Here is a 15,876-nt window from a genome sequence, read left to right as displayed (position 1 = left end):
CGCGATTTCAAGGTCGCCGCGCAGGCGACGCCGGTCGCCTTCAGACCCGAGCGGCTTCCAGTCGCTGCACCAGCGCCCGATGCTGGCGCCACAAGGCGGGCGGCAGCCGGTCGCCGAAGATCGAGAAGAACTCCGGGATCAGTCCGGCTTCTTCGGTCCAGACCTCGGCATCGACATGCAGCAGGGTCTGGATCGCCTCGTCCGACAGATCCAGGCCCGACAGATCCAGCGCCTCACGGCTGGGCACCCGACCCACCGGCGTATCGGTCGCCTCGGCGCGACCGTCCAGACGCTCGACGATCCATTTCAGCACCCGGGCGTTATCGCCGAATCCCGGCCAGACGAACTCGCCGTCCCGGTCCTTGCGGAACCAGTTCACGAAGAAGATTTTCGGCAGCTTCGCCGCGTCCGACTTCCGGCCCAGCTCCAGCCAGTGGGCGAAATAGTCGCCCATGTTGTAGCCGCAGAACGGCAGCATGGCGAACGGGTCCCGTCGCAGTTCGCCGACCTTGTTCTCGGCCGCCGCCGTCCCCTCGGACGCCACGGTCGATCCCATGAACACCCCGTGCTCCCAATCGAACGCCTCGGTCACCAGCGGCACAGCCGACGCCCGACGACCGCCGAACAGGATGGCGTCGATCGGCACGCCGCGCGGATCCTCCCATTCATCCGCGATCGTCGGGCACTGGGACGCAGGCGAGGCGAAACGCGCGTTCGGATGGGCGGCGGGCTCTCCGGAAGCCGGGTCGTGGACCTGCCCCTTCCAGTTGGTCAGGTTGGCGGGCGCCTCCGTGGTCAGACCCTCCCACCAGACGTCGCCGTCTTCGGTCAGGGCGACGTTGGTGAACACGGTGTTTGTGGCCAGCGTCGCCAGGGCGTTCTTGTTGGTGTTGCGGCTGGTGCCCGGCGCCACGCCGAAGAAGCCGGCCTCCGGGTTGACGGCGTACAGCCGTCCATCGTCGCCGAACCGCATCCAGGCGATGTCGTCGCCGACCGTCTCGGCCTTCCAGCCGTCCAGCGCCGGCTGCAGCATGGCCAGGTTCGTCTTGCCGCAAGCCGACGGGAAGGCGGCCGCGAGATATTTCACCAGCCCCTCGGGACTTGTCAGCTTGAGGATCAGCATATGCTCGGCCAGCCAGCCCTCGTCGCGGGCCATGACGGAGGCGATCCGCAAGGCATAGCATTTCTTGCCCAACAGGGCGTTGCCGCCGTAACCCGAGCCGTACGACCAGATCTCGCGCGTCTCCGGGAAATGGACGATCCATTTCTCCTCATTGCACGGCCAGGCCACGTCCTGCTGCCCCGGCTTCAGGGGCGCGCCGAGCGTGTGCACGGCCGGAACGAACATGCCGTCATCGCCCAGTTGCTCCAGCGCCGCACGACCCATGCGCGTCATCACGCCCATCGACAGGGCGACATAGCCGCTGTCGGTGATCTCGACGCCCAGGGCGCTGATCTTCGATCCCAGCGGCCCCATGCAGAAAGGCACGACATACATCGTGCGCCCTTCCATGCAGCCGTCGAACAGGCCGTCCAGCCGATCCCGCATCTCGATCGGATCGGACCAGTTGTTGGTCGGCCCCGCGTCCAGCGGATCCTCGGAACAGATGAACGTCCGGCTCTCGACGCGGGCGACGTCCCGAGGATCGGAGGCGGCATAGTAGCTGCCCGGCCGCTTGACCGGATCCAGGGCCTTCAGCGTGCCGCGGCCGATCAGGTCCGCGACGATCGCAGATTTCTCGGCTTCCGTGCCGTCGCACCAGTGCACACGGGCGGGGCGGGTCAGCAGGGCGATCTGCTCGACCCAGGCGATCAGTCGGGCGTGACGGGTGGGCGCGGGGAAAAGGCCGGGCGTGGCGACGCCGGCTTCGATTTCGACTGCGGACAATGGACGGCTCCTGAACCCGGCCGGGCGGTCTTCGCCCCCTCGACCGAAAGAAACATGACGTGATGTTACTGTAACAAAAGACATGCCCCCCTTTCCGGGGTCAACTTCGGCACGATTTCACCTGACACCGACAGGGCTGCGGCGATCAGGCAGTGCTTTCTGGTCGCCTGACACCGTTGTCACCGGTATGACTGTCTCACGCCCTATGGGGGAGTCGCCGATGGCGCATCAGAGCGAAGCGCGGGAATCGCCCGCCGCCGTCCGTAACTCAGGCCCGATCCTGTCGGTGCTGCGGTCTCACCTGCCCGCTCGGGGCCGGGTGCTGGAGATCGCCGCCGGCACGGGCCAGCACGCCCTCGCCTTCGCCCAGGCGCTTCCCGACATCGACTGGACCCCGTCCGACCCGGACGCCTCGGCCCGCGCCAGCATCGACGCCTGGCGAGCGACGGCGGCCTCGCCCAATCTGAACCCGCCCCTGTCGCTGGACGCGTCGCATCCCTCGACCTGGCCGTCCGGTCCGTTCGACGCGGTGGTCTGCATCAACATGGTGCACATCAGCCCCTGGCTCGCGACAGAGGGTCTGATGGCGGGGGCGGCCGCCGTTCTGACCTCCCCCGGCGGACTTCTCGTCCTCTACGGCCCCTATGTGGAGGCCGAGGTCGAGACCGCGCCCACGAATCTCGCCTTCGACGCCGACCTGAAGCGTCGCGACCCCGACTGGGGTTTGCGCGACCGCGACGCCGTCGTCGCCCTGGCCCGGGCCGACGGTCTGGTTCTGACGCGCCGCGTCGCCATGCCCGCCAACAATCTGATGCTTCTGTTCCGCCGCGCCTGACGATCCAACTCGACACAACAGGGAGAAGACCATGAACCTCAACAAGACCCTCGGCGCCGTCGCCGCCGCCGGCGCACTGGCCGCCGGAGCCGCTTCAGCCCAGACCCCGGCCGCACCGGCCGCCGCCCCGACCTATGGGGCGCCCATCTCCCTGACCGACGCCCAGGTCCTGCTCCAGCGCGCCGTCGAGGAATCCCGCGCCCGGGGCTTCCGCATGTCGATCGCCGTGGTCGAGCCCTCAGGCGAACTGGTGGCGTTCGCCAAGATGGATGACACCCAGTACGGCTCGACCCATGTGGCCCAACGCAAGGCCCGGACGTCGGCCCGCTATCGCATCCCGACCGCCGTGTTCGAGACCCGGGTCCTCGGCGGTCGAACCCCCACCCTGGGCAACGACGACGTCATGCCGATCGCCGGCGGCCAGCCGATCGTCGTCGATGGTCGCGTCGTGGGCGGCCTGGGCGTCTCGGGAGGCACTCCGGCCGAGGACGACGAAATCGCCCTGGCGGCCCTCAAGCCCTGAATGCACGGCGCTGGGGCGTCGTCGATGTTCGCATTGACGCCATGGGCCGCCGCCTGTCACTGACGCCCCATGTCCTGGACCCGCACCCATGACGGCGCCGAGCCCATGCGCCTGAACAAATGGCTGGCCCAGGCCGGCGTCTGTTCGCGCCGGGAGGCCGACGCCCTGATCGCCGACGGTCGCGTCGCCATCGACGGCGCCGTGGTCCAGGACGCGGGTCGCAAGGTCGAACCCGGCCAGACCGTCGCCCTGGACGCCGCCGGTCAGGCCGAACTCGCGCAAGGCATGACGATCGTGCTGCACAAGCCGGTCGGCTATGTCTCCGGCCAGCCCGAGCCGGGCAAAATCCCCGCCGTGCGCCTCCTGACCCGCGACCGCCTCGACGGCCCCGGCCAGCCGCCCGCCCGCGACGCCTCGCTGCCGCCCATCGGACGACTCGACGAGGATTCGCGCGGCCTCTTGCTGCTTTCGACCGACGGCGTGGTGGCGAAGGCCGTCATCGGCCCCGACAGCGACCTCGAGAAGGAATATCTGGTCGTCGTCGAAGGCCGCGTGACCGAAACCGCCCTCACCCGCCTCCGTCACGGCCTGGAATTGGACGGCCGGAAGCTCAGGCCCGCCCGCGTCACCCAGGTCGAACCTCAACGCCTGCGCTTCATCCTCAAGGAAGGCCGCAAGCGCCAGATCCGCCGCATGTGCGACCTCGTCGGCCTGCGGGTCGTCGATCTGCTCCGCATCCGTATCGGGCCGATCACCCTGGACGACCTGGCCGAAGGCCGGTGGAGAGGTCTGAGCGAAGGAGAACGGACCGCGCTGCTCACCCCTCGCCCGGTTGTGCGCGACTCTGGCGCGCGCTAATCCATCGGGGCTTCCCCGAGCTCGCACTGGACCACGGATGCCCAACCCCTACCGCGGAAAGCCGGACCATCAATTCTGGCGCAAGGCTGTCGCAACACCGGCTTCGACCGACGTCGATCCTATCGTCAGCCCGAAGGTGGCGATCGCCCGCTCACATCAGATCGCCACGGCAGGAAGCTGTTTCGCCCAACACATCGCCCGCACCCTGTCGGGTCAGCGCTATCGCTATATGGTCACCGAGCGCGAACCGGCCTTCGCCTTCAGCCAGAATGAAAATTACGGTGTCTTTTCTGCACGCTACGGCAACATCTATACCGTCCGCCAGTTGCTCCAGTTGTTCGAGCGCGCCTATGCCACTTTCGAACCTGTCGAAACGGCCTGGCTTCGGGAAGACGGCCGATATGTCGATCCGTTCCGCCCCTATATCCAGAGCGATGGATTTGAGACCGTTGAACAACTGGTGCAGGAGCGCGACGCCCATCTGGCGTCCGTACGAACCATCTTCGAGGACTGCGACGTCTTCATCTTCACCCTCGGCCTGACCGAATCCTGGCTCTCGACCGTCGACGGCGCGGCCTTCCCCATCGCGCCGGGCGTAGTCGCGCCGGGCGTTGATCCGTCGTCATACCGCTTCCACAACTTCGGGGTGGCGGAGATGCAGGCCGATCTTGACCACTTCATCACCCGGCTTCGCCGCGTGAATCCAGGCGTTCGCATCCTGCTCACGGTGTCCCCGGTCCCGCTTATCGCGACCTATGAGGACCGACATGTACTGACCGCGACGACCTATAGCAAAGCCGCTCTCCGCGTGACGGCCGATGAGGTTTCGCGCACCCATGACGGCGTTGACTACTTCCCTTCCTACGAGATGATCACAGGCGCCCACACGCGAGGTGCCTATTTCGCTGAAGATCTCAGGGAGGTCCGCCCCGAGGGCGTCGCCTATGTGATGCAGGCCTTCGCTCGCCACTATATGCGCGAAGACGGCGAGCAGGTCTCTGAGCCGGTCCTTCCTTCTGTGAAGCACGCCACAGACGAAGCCGTCGCCGCCCAGGCCGAGTCCATGAAGCGACTCGGTCAGCTGATTTGTGACGAAGAAGAGATCGAGCGCAGCCTGTGAACGCCCCTCATCGCATCGCCTTCGTCGGGAGCTGTCAGGTGTCCGGCTTCCAGTCCACAACACGTGCGCTGCTGCCCGATTTGCACGTCGAGGCCTACCACGTCGGCGCCCCATATTCAGAAGCCGAAATCCTCGAGCGGGTTCAGGGCTTCGACACCATCGTCACTCAGATCGAATATCCGGCCGAAAGCGTGCTGCTTCCGGCTGCGCTGGAAGGACATGCTGGACAGGTGATCTACCTGCCTACCTTTTCGTTCACCGGCCTGCACCCCGATTTGACCTATGCGACCCGCAAGGGCGAAATCTTCAAGGGGGCGATGACCGACTATCATTCCCTGATCACGCTGACCGGCTACCAGATGGGCCTGGACGAGGGGCGTGTCGAGCGACTGTTCAACGCGCACATCTTCGCCGAGTTGGGTTACTTCGACGCCTTCTCGGCCTCACGCCGTCTGCTGGCCGACCGGGGTCGCGCGGCCGGCTATGACTTTGAAGCGAAGGTCGATCGATGGCTGGCGACCGGCGAGGTCTTCATGCACACGAACAATCACCCGACCATCGCGGTGCTGTCCGAATTGGCCGTCGAAGCTCTTGTGCGCGCCGGTCTCCTCGATCAGGGCATCACGCCGCCGACGGGCGTGGACGACATGCTGGCTCAGCATTTCACCTCGCCGATCTTCCCGCCCTTGGCCAAGCGGCTCGAACTTCCGGGCGGATGGATGTTCCAGAAGCGGATGAACGGCGACGAGCCTCGCGACCTCAGCCTGCGGGACTATATCGCCCTGGATTTCGCCCACTACCGCACCGAGGACCTCAGCGAAGTCCGGTCCTGGCGCCATGATGCGGCGCACGAGACCCTGGAGCGGTTGATCAGACGCTGATCCCGGCGTGGCGCGAATCCGTCGCCGCGCCTATCTTCCGGTCTCCATGCCCATCCGCCGCCTCCCGCCCGAGACCGTCAACCGCATCGCCGCCGGCGAAGTGGTCGAACGGCCGTCCAGCGCGATCAAGGAACTGGTCGAGAACGCCTTGGACGCCGGTGCTGGCCGCATCGAGATCCAGGCGGACGGTGGCGGCCTGGCGCGCATCCTGATCGCCGATGACGGCAAGGGCATTCCGGTCGATGAATTGCCCCTGGCCGTCGAGCGTCACGCCACCTCCAAGCTCGAGCCCGACGATGCGGGCGATGTGGACCTCCTTCGCATAAACACTCTGGGCTTCCGGGGCGAAGCGCTCCCCTCGATCGGATCGGTGGCGCGGCTGACCATCACCAGCCGGGCGCGTGACACCGCCGAAGCCTGGGCCATCGCTGTGGAAGGCGGCGACCAGCGCCCGGTCGCGCCCGCCGCCTTTGCCGGTCCGAACGGCGCCCGCGTCGAGGTCCGCGACCTGTTCTACGCCACGCCCGCCCGGCTCAAATTCATGAAGTCCGAACGGGCTGAGGCCATGGCCATCTCGGAGGAGATCAAGCGCCAGGCCATGGCGCACGAGGGCGTCGCCTTCACTCTCGATCTGGACGGCAAGACGGTCCTGCGCCTGCCCGCCGAACAGCCGGGCGACGAGGGCCGCCTGAAACGCCTCGCGGCCCTGCTGGGGCGCGACTTCGAGGCCAACGCCCTGCTGATCGACCAGTCGCGCGACGGCATCCGCCTGTCGGGATATGCAGGCCTGCCGACCTATTCGCGCGGCAACGCCCAGCATCAGTATCTGTTCGTCAACGGCCGCCCGGTGCGCGACCGCCTGCTGCAGGGGGCCCTGCGCGGCGCCTACGCCGACTTCCTCGCCCGGGACCGGCACCCGGCGGCGGCGCTGTTCATCGACATCGACCCGCTGTTCGTTGATGTGAACGTCCACCCGGCCAAGGCCGAGGTGCGTTTCCGCGATCCGGCTATGGTGCGAGGCCTGATCGTGGGCGCCCTGCGACATGCCCTCCACGCCGCCGGCCACCGGGCCAGCACCACCGTCGCGGCCGACGTCATGGCAGGGTTTCGCTCGCACTCGGGCGTTCAGACGGGCGTGGGGAATGGGGTGTGGGGTGTGGGGGCATCCGCTTCCGGCTACAGCGGCTGGGACGCTTGGGCGGCCCCTGCAACGGCGACCGCCCAGATCATTCCAGGCCTGAACGAGCGCAGCGCCCGCGTCGAACCCTCCTACCCCACACCCCACACCCCGCAACCCACGCCCCTGTCCGACATCGACCTCCCCCTCGGCGCCGCCCGCGCCCAGTTGCACGGCACCTATATCGTGGCCCAGACCCGCGACGGCCTGGTGGTGGTGGACCAGCATGCCGCCCACGAACGGCTCGTCTATGAGCGGATGAAGGCGCAGATGGCCGGAGGCGCCGTCACTCGTCAGGCCCTTCTGACGCCCGAGGTGGTCGAACTCGACCCCGCCGAGGCCGAGCGCGTCGTCGCCCGCTCCGAGGAACTGGCCGAACTGGGCCTGATCGTCGAACCCTTCGGCGGCGGGGCGGTTCTGGTGCGCGAAACTCCCGCCCTCCTCGGCGACACCGACGTTCAGGGCCTGGTCCGCGACATCGCCGACGATCTGGCCGAACACGGCGCGGCCCTCTCGCTCAAGGAGCGCATGGCCGAGGTTTGCGGAACCATGGCCTGCCACGGCAGCGTCCGCGCCGGTCGCGTCCTCTCCGCCCCCGAAATGAACGCGCTCCTGCGCCAAATGGAGGCCACGCCACATTCGGGCCAGTGCAACCACGGCCGCCCGACGTATGTGGAGCTCAAGCTGCACGATCTCGAACGGCTGTTCGGGCGGCGATGAAGCCCTCGGTCCTCTTCGTCTGCCTCGGCAACATCTGTCGCTCGCCACTGGCCGAGGTCGCCCTGCGCGCCGAGGTTCGACGGCTGGGCCTCGATCTGGTCGTCGATTCCGCCGGAACGGGCAACTGGCACGCCGGCGAGCCGCCCGATGACCGCGCCCAGGCGGTGGCCTTGCGGCATGGGGCGGACGCTTCGGGCCTGCGAGCACGTCAGGTCGTCCCGGCCGACTTCGCCCGCTTCACCCATATCGTAGCCATGGACGCCGACAATCTGGCGAACCTGCGCCGTCTCGCGCCCGAGACCGCCACCGCCGAGCTCAGCCTGCTGCTGGACCATGTGCCGGGCCGAAAGGGCGAGTCGGTGGCCGACCCCTACTTTGGCGATGACGCAGGCTTTGAAGTGACCTGGGTCGATGTGACCGCCGGGGCGAAGTCGCTGGTCGAACGTTTCAGAAACGGCGACTGAGCGCCCTTCGCCATCCCGAGCTCGCCTACCGACGGCTAGCATCCGGGAGTCATGAGATTCGTCGTGACCGACCGACGAAGCTGTTCGCCGACAGGACTTGGGTCGGAGACGACCGGATCAGGTGGAGCCGGTCCCTTCTTCGTTCGGCAGGCGCGTCATGGCCCACAGGGCCAGGGCCGTCAGCACCGCCGCACCTGTCAGATACAGCCCGACCGCCCCCAGGCCGTGGCTCTTGCCCAGGGTCGTGGCGATGTACGGCGCCAGCGAGGCGCCGAGGATGCCCGACAGGTTGAAGGCCATCGACGCCCCCGTATAGCGCACCTGCGCAGGGAACGGCCGGGCCATGGCGGCGCTGAGCGGGCCATAGGTGCAGCCCATCAGCGCGAACCCGAGCGCAAAGAAGATCAGCAGGCCCGATAGGCCCAGGCCGAACAGGGGCGCGACCAGAAAGCCGAACAGGCCGATGGCCACGGACGCCGCCATCAGCACCCGCAACTGACCATAGCGGTCGGCGGCCAGAGCGGCGATCGGAATGAAGGCGGCGAAGAACAGCACCCCGATCAACTGGATCGGCAGGATGTCGGCGCGCGCCAGACCCATCTGCCCCGTGGCCCAGGCCAGGGCCCACACGGTCAGCAGGTAGAAGATGATGAAGGTCGTCGTGCCGCCCAGGGCGCCGAGCACCAGCGCCGTCTTGTGGCGCGCAAAAAGGGTGACGGCCGGGGCCTGCACCCGCTCCGCGCGGTCGATGACGCGCTGGAACTCGGGGGTCTCGTGAATCCGCAACCGCACCCAGAGGCCGACCAGCACCAGCACCGCACTGGCCACGAACGGAATGCGCCAGCCCCAGGCCAGAAAGTCCGCCTCCGGCAGGACGGCGGTCAGCACGATGAAGGTCCCGGTCGACAGGATGAAGCCGATCGGGGCGCCCAGTTGCGGAAACATGCCGAACCAGGCCTTGCGGCCCGGAGGGGCGTTCTCGGTCGCCAGCAGCACCGCCCCGCCCCACTCCCCGCCCAGACCCAGCCCCTGGCCGAAGCGGCACAGGGCCAGCAGCAGGGGCGCGATCACCCCCGCCTGGGCGTGCGTCGGCAACAGGCCGATCGCGACGGTGGACAGACCCATGGTCATCAGGGCCGCGACCAGGGTCGCCTTGCGCCCGATGCGGTCGCCGAAATGCCCGAACACCAGCGCCCCCACGGGTCGGGCGAAGAAGGCGATGGCGAAGGTGGCGAACGAACTCAGCATCGCCGTGGTCGGATCGCCGCCCGGGAAGAACAGGGTCGGGAACACCAGCACCGCCGCCGTGGCGTAGATGTAGAAGTCGAAGAACTCGATCGTCGTCCCGATCAGGCTGGCGAACAGCACCCGGGCGTTGGAGGTCTTCTTCGGTTCGGCGACGTCGGTCATGGTCTCGCTTGGATGCGACCCGCTCTCAGGCGCGTCAAGCGCCGATTGGGCCGCCGTCCTACGTCCCCCTCGGCTTGACCCGGTTCGTCGGCGGGGCCTCGGCCGGGTTTTCGGGCCAGGGATGACGCGGATAGCGGCCGCGCATCTCGGATCGAACGTCCTTCCACGAGCCGCGCCAGAATCCCGGCAGGTCCTTCGTCATCTGAATCGGCCGCCGGGCGGGCGACAGCAGGGCCAGGGTCAGGGGAACGCGACCGTCGCCGATGGTCGGGTGGCTGGTCACGCCGAACAGTTCCTGCACCCGGATATCCACGCGCGGACCACCCTCGGCCCCATAGTCGATGGCGACCGAGCCCAGAGGCGTGCTCAGGTGCGGCGGGGCGAGCCGGTCCAGCGCCTGATGGCGGTCCCAGGGCACAAGGGTTCGCAGACCGTCCTCCAGCGCCGCATCAGGAATCGTCTCCAGCGTCCGGGCCCGATCCAGAACGGGCCAGAGCCAGGTCTCGACCTGATCCATCAGGCCGTCGTCGGACACGTCCGGCCAGCCCTCTTCAAACGCGGCGACGAAGCCCAGCCGGGCGCGCAGGGCCGAGGACCGCTCGCCCCACTTCAGGGCGCCCAGACCCCGATCCCGCACCTCTGACCGCAGGGCCTCGGCCAGACGGGCCGGATCGGCGGGGCCGACGATCTTGTCCTCCAGCACCACCGCGCCGATGCGGCGCAGCCGATGCACCGTCATGCGGCCCGAGGGTTCGCGGACCACACGTTCCTCTTCCTGGACCAGCGCCTCGAGATCGGCGGGGTCGACGGGCGCCGCCAGACGAATGCGATCACGGGCGTCGCCGCCGCCGACCTCGGCCACGGCCAGGAAGGGTTCACGGGCCAGAGCGTCGGTCGGATCCAGGAACGCCCCGCGACCAGAGGCCAGCAGCACCTCCCCCGGCTTGCCGCGCGCCCTGGCGATGCGTTCGGGAAAGGCCGCCGCGACCAGTCGGCCCGGTTCGGTGTCGAAAGCGGCGGCCTCGTCCCCCTTCCCGCCCCCCGCCGCCCGCGCCCAGCGTTCGGCCAGCTTCAGCGCGTCGCGGGCGCGGGGCGAGCGGTCGCGCGTGAGGTGGCGGAGCCGCTCACGCAGGTCCGGGTCGTTTCCGCCCAGCCCCGGCTCGGACAGAACGGCGGCGACCCGGGCGCCCAGGGCGGCCTGACCGTCGTCGGCGGCGGTCGCGACCAGATGGGCCAGGCGCGGCGACAGGGGAATCCCGGTCAGACGGCGCCCGTGGGCGGTCAGGCCGCCGGCGGCGTCCAGCGCGCCCAGCCGGGTCAACACTTTCCGCGCCTCGGCGAAGGCCCCGGCGGGCGGCGGATCGAGCAGGTCCAGCCCCTCGGCCGACCGCGCGCCCCAGCGGGCCAGATCGAGCGCGAATCCGGTCAGGTCGGCCTCGCGAATCTCCGGGTTCTGGTGGGGAATGAGACCGCGCGTCTGTTCCTCGTCCCACAGGCGGTAGCAGACGCCCGGCTCCGTCCGGCCCGCGCGCCCCATCCGCTGTTCGGCCGAGGACCGGCTGACGCGCACCGTCGCCAGCCGGGTCAGACCGCCCGCCGGATCGAAACGCGGCACGCGCGACAGGCCGCCGTCGATCACCACCCGCACGCCCTCGATGGTCAGACTGGTCTCGGCGACCGAGGTGGCCAACACCACCTTACGGCGTCCGGGCGCCGCCGGCTCGATGGCCCGGTCCTGCTCGGCCTTGTCCAGGGCGCCGTACAGGGCGACGACATCGACCGACGGGTCACGGACCTGATCGGCCAGCAGCCGGGCGGTGCGATGGATCTCGCCCTGTCCCGGCAGGAAGACCAGAACGGAGCCGCTCTCCCCCGCCAGCGCCTGGCGCACGGCGCGGGCGACGGCGGCTTCCAAAGGCTCGGCCGGGTTGCGACCCAGATAGACCGGCGTCACCGGATAGGCGCGACCTTCGGCCTGAATGACCGGCGCAGGCGTCCCATCCTCCGCCGCCAGCAGGCGCGACACGCCGGCGATATCGAGCGTCGCAGACATGACGAGCAGTCGCAGGTCCGGCCGCAGGGCCGACTGGGCGTCACGCGCCAGCGCCAGACCCAGATCGGCGTCCAGGCTTCGCTCATGGAATTCGTCGAACAGGACGGCGGCCACGCCCGACAGCTCCGGATCGTCCAGGATCATCCGGGTGAAGACGCCCTCGGTGATGACCTCGATACGCGTGTTCGGCCCGACGCGGCTTTGCAGACGGGTGCGATAGCCGACGGTTTCACCCGTCGCCTGATTCAGGGTCGCGGCCATCCGTTCGGCGGCGGCGCGGGCGGCGATGCGGCGCGGCTCCAGCACCAGCACCCGTCCGTCGCCCCGCCAGGGCTGATCCAGCAGGGCCAGGGGCACGACCGTCGTCTTGCCCGCGCCCGGCGGCGCCGCCAGGACCACGGCAGGATGCTCGGCCATGGCGGCGGTCAGGTCATCGAGAACGGCGTGGATCGGCAGCATCCGGCCTCAACTAGCGCGAAGCGCGATAGGCCGCACCCATCCCGGCCACAACTAGCGCGAAGCGCGGTAGGCCGCACCCATCCCCGGCCTCATGTAGCGCAATGCGCGATAGACCGAACCATCCCGGCCTCAAGTCGCGCGAGGCGCGGTAGGCCAAACGCCTCGTTTCAGCGTTCACGAAAGCGTCGTCATGACGCCACACCCCCGAAATGCGCGTTGCGCCTGGCCGCGTCCGTGGTTAGCGTCCGCCCAAACCGGCGCGCCAGCAACGGGCGGGGGGCCGGGAAACTCATCGAGGGGTAATTCATGTGGCGCGTTAAATCGCTCGACGCGATTCTGGCCACGGCCGAGAAGAAATCGCTTCATCGGTCGCTGGGTCCTGTCCAACTCACGCTTCTGGGCATCGGGGCCATCATCGGCACCGGCATCTTCGTCCTGACCGCGGCGGCCTCGCAGAAGGCCGGACCGGGCATGATGTGGAGCTTCGTCATCGCCGGCGCCGTCTGCGCCGTGGCGGCGCTCTGCTACTCCGAACTGGCGTCGATGGCGCCGGTTTCGGGCTCGGCCTACACCTATACCTACGCCGTCATGGGCGAACTTCTGGCCTGGATGGTCGGCTGGGCGCTGATCCTGGAATACGCCGTCGCCGCCTCGGCCGTGTCGGTGGGCTGGTCCGGCTATGTGCTGGGGTTGATAGAAAACGCGCTAGGGTTCGACTGGCCTGACGCCTTACAGGCCGGGCCGGCCTGGAGCATGAACGGCTTCATCCCCAGCCCGGACTTCTCGGTCGGCATCATCAACGTCCCCGCCATCATCGTGGCCCTGGGCGTGACCTGCCTGCTGATGATCGGCACGACGGAATCGGCCCGCGTCAACGCCATCCTGGTGGCGGTGAAGGTCGCGGCCCTGACGATCTTCATCGTCCTGACCCTGCCGGTGCTGAAGACCGAAAACTTCACCCCCTTCGCCCCGAACGGCCTGTTCGGCACGTCGTCGGGCATGGGCATCGTCGGCGCCGCCGCTTCGATCTTCTTCGCCTACGTCGGCTTCGACGCCGTCTCGACGGCGGCCGAGGAAACCAAGAATCCGCAGCGCAACGTGCCGATCGGCCTGATCGGTTCGCTGGCGATCTGCACCATCTTCTACCTGCTGGTCGCCGTCGGGGCGATTGGCGCGATCGGCGCCCAGCCGGTCGTCGGCCCCGCCGGCGAGGCGGTCCAGCCGGGCTCGCCCGCCTTCGTCGCCGCCTGCTCGCTGGCCGAAAACGCCAGCCGCCTGGTCTGCTCGAACGAAGCCCTGGCCCACGTCCTGCGTGAGATCAACTGGCCGGTCGTCGGCAACGGCCTGGGCCTCGCGGCCATGCTGGCCCTGCCCTCGGTCATCCTGATGATGATCTATGGCCAGACCCGCATCTTCTTCGTGATGGCGCGTGACGGCCTGCTGCCGGAAGGGCTGACCAAGATCCATCCCAAATGGAAGACGCCCTATATCGTCACCCTGGCCACCGGTATCGCCGTCGCCATCGCCGGCGCCCTGTTCCCGGTGGGTAAGCTGGCGGACATCTCGAACTCGGGCACCCTGTTCGCCTTCTTCATGGTGTCAATCGCCGTGCTGATGCTGCGGGTGAGGGAGCCGAACCGTCATCGTCCGTTCAAGACGCCGGCGGTCTGGATCATCGCCCCCCTGTCCGCGATCGGCTGTCTGGCTCTGTTCTGGAACCTGCCGCACGACGCCAAGATGGTGCTGCCGATCTGGGGCGGCGTGGGCCTGCTGATCTATCTGGCCTACGGCATCCGCAAGAGCCATGTCGGTCGCGGCCTGGTCGAGGTCCACGAGACGGACTCCGACGCTCCGCCGCCGCCGGTTCCGCCGATCAGCTGATCCAGCGACAATCGAACCACAGAGAGGCCCGGGAGCGATCCCGGGCCTTTTTGCTTATCTGCGGACAGCGGAACAAATGTTCTTGCTTTGTTCTTTCGTCGCACTACATTGGCGTCATGTCCGTTCCGGCGACGAAACCTCTGCCGACCAAGGGACGTGGCGCCCGGTCCAACATAACCGGCCGTTACGAACCCCAAATCAGGGAGGACTTCGACGACGGATGGACTTCCGACGATCCCGCGATCCCGACTCTACGGACGACTCTGACCCCGGAAAACGCCCGGACCATCATCGCCCGCAACAAGAGCCCGGACGTCGGCTTCGACCGGTCCATCAACCCCTACAAGGGCTGTGAACATGGCTGGCTTTACCACCTGGTTACACCGACATGACCGCTGCCCCGAAACTGACACCCGCCGCCCGGGGCCGTGGAGCCAAATCGAACCGCAGCGGCCGCTACGAAGCCACCCAGGTCGAGGCCTTCGATGACGGCTGGACCGCCGACGACGCCCCCGCTTCCATCCAGGTCGAGACGACGGTCGCCCCGCTCCGCTCCCGCACCATCATCAGCCGGAACCAGAGCCCCGACGTCGGCTTCGAACGTTCCATCAACACCTACACAGGTTGCGCCCATGGTTGTTCCTACTGCTACGCTCGCCCGTCCCATGCCTACATGGGCCTATCCCCGGGCCTGGATTTCGAGAGCCGGATCTTCTTCAAGCCCGACGCCGCGCGTCTCCTGGAACAGGAGCTGTCAGCACGCAAATACGTCTGCAAACGCATCCACATAGGTGGCAACACCGATCCCTATCAGCCGGTGGAGCGCGACCTGAAGATCACGCGCGGCGTGCTGGAGGTAATGCAGCGCTTCAGCCATCCCTTCAGCATCATCACCAAGTCGGTGCTGATCGCCCGCGACGCCGACATTCTTGGGGCCATGGGGCGCGAAGGACTGTGCTCGGCCTTCATCTCCATCACCACCCTGGACAGGGGCCTAGCCCGAGCGATGGAGCCCCGCGCCTCCACCCCGGCGAAACGGCTGGAGGCCGTCAGCCGCCTGGCCGACGCGGGCTGCCCGGTGGGCGTCGGCTTCGCCCCCGTTATCCCCGGTCTGAACGATCACGAGATGGAAGCAGTGCTGGAGGCCGCGAAGAAAGCCGGCGCCACGAGCGCCATGTATGTGACTCTGCGCCTGCCGCTGGAGATCAAGGACCTGTTCCGCGAATGGCTGGCGGACGCCCGCCCCGACCGCGCCCGGCGCGTCATGTCCCTGATCCGCCAAACCCGAGGCGGCCGCGACTACGATCCCGACTGGTCCCAGCGCATGAGGGGAACCGGCCCGGTCGCAGACCTGATCGCGTCCCGTTTCAAGGCGGCGGTGAGACGTTATAGTTTGGATAGTCCTCGCCGAACTCTCGACGAGAGCCGCTTTCGCGTTCCAGCCGATGCAAGAGCTCAACGAGATTTGTTCGAATAGCAATGACGTGACCCCCTGAAACTCCTCCAGGAATAGCTAGAGTCCGCCCCTCGAAAGGACGGACAGAATGAAGCGGTCACGGTTCACGGAAGAGCAGATCATCGGGATCCTGCGGGAGCAGGAGGCCGGT

Annotated in this window: 12 protein-coding genes; 9 read left to right on the top strand and 3 right to left on the bottom strand. The window is 68.0% G+C overall.

The window, feature by feature from the left end:
- Positions 1 to 40: 40 nt before the first annotated feature.
- Positions 41 to 1,888, bottom strand: a complete 1,848-nt coding sequence (locus tag ACO2Q1_RS09735; RefSeq protein WP_423329310.1) for a phosphoenolpyruvate carboxykinase (GTP) — start codon at positions 1,886 to 1,888, stop codon at positions 41 to 43.
- Between the two features lie 220 nt (positions 1,889 to 2,108).
- Between ACO2Q1_RS09735 and ACO2Q1_RS09730 the strand changes: the two genes are divergently transcribed.
- From ACO2Q1_RS09730 to ACO2Q1_RS09700, 7 genes are all read left to right on the top strand, one after another.
- On the top strand, positions 2,109 to 2,723 hold the full coding sequence (locus tag ACO2Q1_RS09730; RefSeq protein ID WP_423329309.1) for a DUF938 domain-containing protein: 615 nt from the start codon (positions 2,109 to 2,111) through the stop codon (positions 2,721 to 2,723).
- A 31-nt stretch (positions 2,724 to 2,754) separates the two neighbouring features.
- Positions 2,755 to 3,246, top strand: coding sequence for a GlcG/HbpS family heme-binding protein (locus tag ACO2Q1_RS09725; protein ID WP_423329308.1), 492 nt, complete (start codon positions 2,755 to 2,757; stop codon positions 3,244 to 3,246).
- Between the two features lie 69 nt (positions 3,247 to 3,315).
- Entirely contained in the window at positions 3,316 to 4,104 is a 789-nt protein-coding gene (locus ACO2Q1_RS09720; RefSeq protein WP_423329307.1) for a pseudouridine synthase, read from the top strand.
- Positions 4,105 to 4,141: 37 nt separating this feature from the next.
- The gene (locus tag ACO2Q1_RS09715; protein ID WP_423329306.1) at positions 4,142 to 5,224 is read left to right on the top strand and encodes a GSCFA domain-containing protein; all 1,083 of its coding nucleotides are present in this window, start codon (positions 4,142 to 4,144) and stop codon (positions 5,222 to 5,224) included.
- On the top strand, positions 5,221 to 6,105 hold the full coding sequence (locus tag ACO2Q1_RS09710) for a WcbI family polysaccharide biosynthesis putative acetyltransferase (RefSeq protein ID WP_423329305.1): 885 nt from the start codon (positions 5,221 to 5,223) through the stop codon (positions 6,103 to 6,105). The genes ACO2Q1_RS09715 and ACO2Q1_RS09710 overlap by 4 nt, the downstream gene beginning before the upstream one ends.
- A 46-nt stretch (positions 6,106 to 6,151) precedes the next feature.
- Positions 6,152 to 8,002: a DNA mismatch repair endonuclease MutL gene (mutL, locus tag ACO2Q1_RS09705; protein WP_423329477.1), complete on the top strand. Its 1,851-nt coding sequence runs from the start codon at positions 6,152 to 6,154 to the stop codon at positions 8,000 to 8,002.
- The gene (locus ACO2Q1_RS09700; RefSeq protein ID WP_423329304.1) at positions 7,999 to 8,466 is read left to right on the top strand and encodes a low molecular weight protein-tyrosine-phosphatase; all 468 of its coding nucleotides are present in this window, start codon (positions 7,999 to 8,001) and stop codon (positions 8,464 to 8,466) included. The genes mutL and ACO2Q1_RS09700 overlap by 4 nt, the downstream gene beginning before the upstream one ends.
- A gap of 117 nt (positions 8,467 to 8,583) precedes the next feature.
- Here ACO2Q1_RS09700 and ACO2Q1_RS09695 read toward each other — a convergent pair whose 3' ends face one another.
- Positions 8,584 to 9,876: an MFS transporter gene (locus ACO2Q1_RS09695; RefSeq protein ID WP_423329303.1), complete on the bottom strand. Its 1,293-nt coding sequence runs from the start codon at positions 9,874 to 9,876 to the stop codon at positions 8,584 to 8,586.
- A 58-nt stretch (positions 9,877 to 9,934) separates the two neighbouring features.
- Complete coding sequence (gene hrpB, locus ACO2Q1_RS09690; RefSeq protein WP_423329302.1) at positions 9,935 to 12,388, bottom strand: ATP-dependent helicase HrpB; 2,454 nt, start codon at positions 12,386 to 12,388, stop codon at positions 9,935 to 9,937.
- A 306-nt stretch (positions 12,389 to 12,694) separates the two neighbouring features.
- Between hrpB and ACO2Q1_RS09685 the strand changes: the two genes are divergently transcribed.
- Positions 12,695 to 14,269: an amino acid permease gene (locus ACO2Q1_RS09685; RefSeq protein ID WP_423329301.1), complete on the top strand. Its 1,575-nt coding sequence runs from the start codon at positions 12,695 to 12,697 to the stop codon at positions 14,267 to 14,269.
- 388 nt (positions 14,270 to 14,657) lie between these two features.
- The gene (locus tag ACO2Q1_RS09680) at positions 14,658 to 15,746 is read left to right on the top strand and encodes a PA0069 family radical SAM protein (protein WP_409020795.1); all 1,089 of its coding nucleotides are present in this window, start codon (positions 14,658 to 14,660) and stop codon (positions 15,744 to 15,746) included.
- Positions 15,747 to 15,876 lie beyond the last annotated feature (130 nt).

It is taken from the genome of Brevundimonas sp. VNH65 (assembly GCF_049445955.1).
Classification (GTDB): Bacteria; Pseudomonadota; Alphaproteobacteria; order Caulobacterales; family Caulobacteraceae; genus Brevundimonas.
This window is presented reverse-complemented; position numbering and strand designations above follow the sequence as displayed.

What these genes read in the sequence shown, in the direction of transcription:
- ACO2Q1_RS09730 (WP_423329309.1), top strand. Translation starts at nt 2,109, where the DNA reads ATGGCGCATCAGAGCGAAGCGCGGGAATCGCCCGCCGCCGTCCGTAAC.
- ACO2Q1_RS09725 (WP_423329308.1), top strand. Translation starts at nt 2,755, where the DNA reads ATGAACCTCAACAAGACCCTCGGCGCCGTCGCCGCCGCCGGCGCACTG.
- ACO2Q1_RS09720 (WP_423329307.1), top strand. Translation starts at nt 3,316, where the DNA reads ATGTCCTGGACCCGCACCCATGACGGCGCCGAGCCCATGCGCCTGAAC.
- ACO2Q1_RS09715 (WP_423329306.1), top strand. Translation starts at nt 4,142, where the DNA reads ATGCCCAACCCCTACCGCGGAAAGCCGGACCATCAATTCTGGCGCAAG.
- mutL (WP_423329477.1), top strand. Translation starts at nt 6,152, where the DNA reads ATGCCCATCCGCCGCCTCCCGCCCGAGACCGTCAACCGCATCGCCGCC.
- ACO2Q1_RS09700 (WP_423329304.1), top strand. Translation starts at nt 7,999, where the DNA reads ATGAAGCCCTCGGTCCTCTTCGTCTGCCTCGGCAACATCTGTCGCTCG.
- ACO2Q1_RS09695 (WP_423329303.1), bottom strand. Translation starts at nt 9,876, where the DNA reads ATGACCGACGTCGCCGAACCGAAGAAGACCTCCAACGCCCGGGTGCTG.
- hrpB (WP_423329302.1), bottom strand. Translation starts at nt 12,388, where the DNA reads ATGCTGCCGATCCACGCCGTTCTCGATGACCTGACCGCCGCCATGGCC.
- ACO2Q1_RS09685 (WP_423329301.1), top strand. Translation starts at nt 12,695, where the DNA reads ATGTGGCGCGTTAAATCGCTCGACGCGATTCTGGCCACGGCCGAGAAG.
- ACO2Q1_RS09680 (WP_409020795.1), top strand. Translation starts at nt 14,658, where the DNA reads ATGACCGCTGCCCCGAAACTGACACCCGCCGCCCGGGGCCGTGGAGCC.